This is a genomic window from Streptomyces atriruber, assembly GCF_001418325.1.
GTDB classification, from domain to species: Bacteria; Actinomycetota; Actinomycetes; order Streptomycetales; family Streptomycetaceae; genus Streptomyces; species Streptomyces atriruber.
In genome coordinates this window covers 61,333-63,621 of record NZ_LIPN01000171.1, presented here as the reverse complement: position 1 = coordinate 63,621, position 2,289 = coordinate 61,333, and the positions used below count along the sequence as shown (strand labels likewise).

Annotated in this window: 2 protein-coding genes; both read left to right on the top strand. The window is 71.4% G+C overall.

Annotation, left to right across the window (positions count from 1 at the left end; translation table 11 throughout):
- Positions 1-958: PLP-dependent cysteine synthase family protein (locus AOK03_RS19550; protein ID WP_055566598.1), on the top strand; the 958-nt coding region annotated here is incomplete at its 5' end.
- The coding region (locus tag AOK03_RS41005; RefSeq protein WP_079074831.1) for an MFS transporter at positions 955-2,289 on the top strand (1,335 nt) is incomplete at its 3' end. The genes AOK03_RS19550 and AOK03_RS41005, both read left to right, overlap by 4 nt.

Below are 2,289 nucleotides of genomic sequence, written 5' to 3'. Positions count from 1 at the left end.
GGGGCTGCACATGGTCGAACGCGCCCGTGCGCGGGGCGAGTTGCGGCCCGGGTGCCGCATCGTCGAGTCGACCAGCGGCACCCTCGGCCTCGGACTCGCGCTGGCCGGTACGGTCCACGGGCACCCGGTCACCCTGGTCACCGACCCGGGCCTGGAGCCTTCCATGACCCGGCTGCTCGCCGCCCACGGCGCGACCGTCGACACGGTGCCCGAGCCCGACCCGGCCGGAGGCTGGCAGCAGGCCCGCCGCGACCGCGTCGCCGAACTCCTCGCTGCGCACCCCGGTTCATGGTGCCCCGACCAGTACGGCAACCCCGACAACGTCGCCGCCTACACCCCGCTGGCCCTCGAACTCGCCAGGCAGCTCGGCCACATCGACGTACTGGTGTGCAGCGTCGGCACCGGCGGACACTCGGCCGGCATCTCGCGCGTCCTGCGTCAGCTCTACCCCGGGCTGCGCCTGGTCGGCGTGGACACCGTCGGCTCGACCATCTTCGGCCAGCCCGCCCGGCCCAGGCTCATGCGCGGCCTGGGGTCGAGCATCTATCCGCGCAACGTCGCCTACGAGAACTTCAGCGAGGTCCACTGGGTGTCACCCGCCGAATCGGTCTGGGCCTGCCGGAAGTTGGCGACCTCGCACTACGCGACCGGCGGCTGGAGCGTCGGTTCGGTCGCGCTGGTGGCCGGCTGGCTCGCCCGCACGCTCCCGCGCGACACCCGCATCGTCGCGGTCTTCCCCGACGGTCCGCAGCGCTATCTGGAGACCGTCTACGACGACGCGTACTGCGCCCGGCACGGGCTCCTCGGCGGGGCCCCGGCTCCCGAACCCGACGTGGTCGACCGCCCCGACGAGAAGGAGGTCACCCGCTGGACCCGCTGCACCACCGTTCATGATCCCCTGCGCAACTCTCCGGCAGGCGGAGCTTCTTCGGACCTGCACGGAGGTGGGGAGCGGTGAAGACGACCCTCACGCAGTTCCGTTCGTACGACCGCAGCGTCCAGCTTCTCCTCGCCAACCAGTTCACCATCAACCTCGGCTTCTACATGCTGATGCCGTACCTCGCCCAGCACCTTTCCGGCACCCTGGGCCTCGCGGGCTGGACGGTCGGACTCGTCCTCGGCGTACGCAACTTCAGCCAGCAGGGCATGTTCCTCGTCGGCGGCACCCTCGCCGACCGGTTCGGCTACAAGCCGCTGATCGTCGCGGGCTGCGTCCTGCGCACCGTCGGGTTCGCCGCCCTCGGCCTCGTCGACTCGGTGCCGGCGCTGCTCGTCGCCTCCGCGGCCACCGGCTTCGCCGGGGCGCTGTTCAACCCCGCGGTGCGGGCCTATCTCGCCGCCGACGCGGGGGAGCGCCGCGTCGAGGCCTTCGCGTTGTTCAACGTCTTCTACCAGGCGGGCATCCTGCTGGGACCGCTCGTGGGCATGCTGCTCACCGGCGTCGGCTTCCGGATCACCTGTCTCGTCTCGGCGGTGATCTTCGCGCTCCTGAGCGTCGTACAGATCCGCTCGCTGCCCGCCCGCAGGGGCGCGGACACGGGTGGTGGGGCTGGTTCTGGTTCTCCTTCCAGTTCCGGTTCTGGCTCTGGTTCTGGTTCCGGTGAAGGAGTGCTCGCCCAGTGGCGGAGCATCGTTCGCAACCGTGCCTTCCTGCTCTTCTCGACCGCCATGATCGGTTCGTACGTCCTGACCTTCCAGGTCTATCTGGCACTGCCTCTGGAGGTACGACGCCTGGGCGGGGACGGCGACTTCGGCACCGTCGCCGTCGCGCTGCTCTTCGCGGTGTCCGGCCTCACGACCATCCTCGGGCAGACCCGGGTGACCGCCTGGTGCAAGGAACGGCTGGCGCCGGGACGGGCCCTGGCCTGGGGCCTGTTGAGCATGGGGCTGGCCTTCGTACCGCTCCTCGTGGCGACGGCCCTGCCGGTACCGGGCGGGGGCGCCGGGCGGTGGCTGCTCGCCGCCGTCCCGCCGACGCTGGCCGCGCTGCTGCTCGCGCTGGGCACGATGATCGCCTACCCCTTCGAGATGGACACCATCGTCCGGCTTGCGGGGGACCGGCTGGTCGCCACCCACTACGGCCTCTACAACACCATCTGCGGTGTCGGAATCACCCTCGGGAACCTGCTGACGGGAGTCGCCCTCGACACGGCACGCGAGGCCGGGATGTCGGCGCTGCCCTGGCTCGCGCTGCTCCTCCTCGGCCTGGGTTGCTCGGGAGCCCTGTACGGGTTGCACCGCGCGGGGCGGCTGACGCCCGCGGCTCCGGAGGCGCACCCCGCAGTGGCC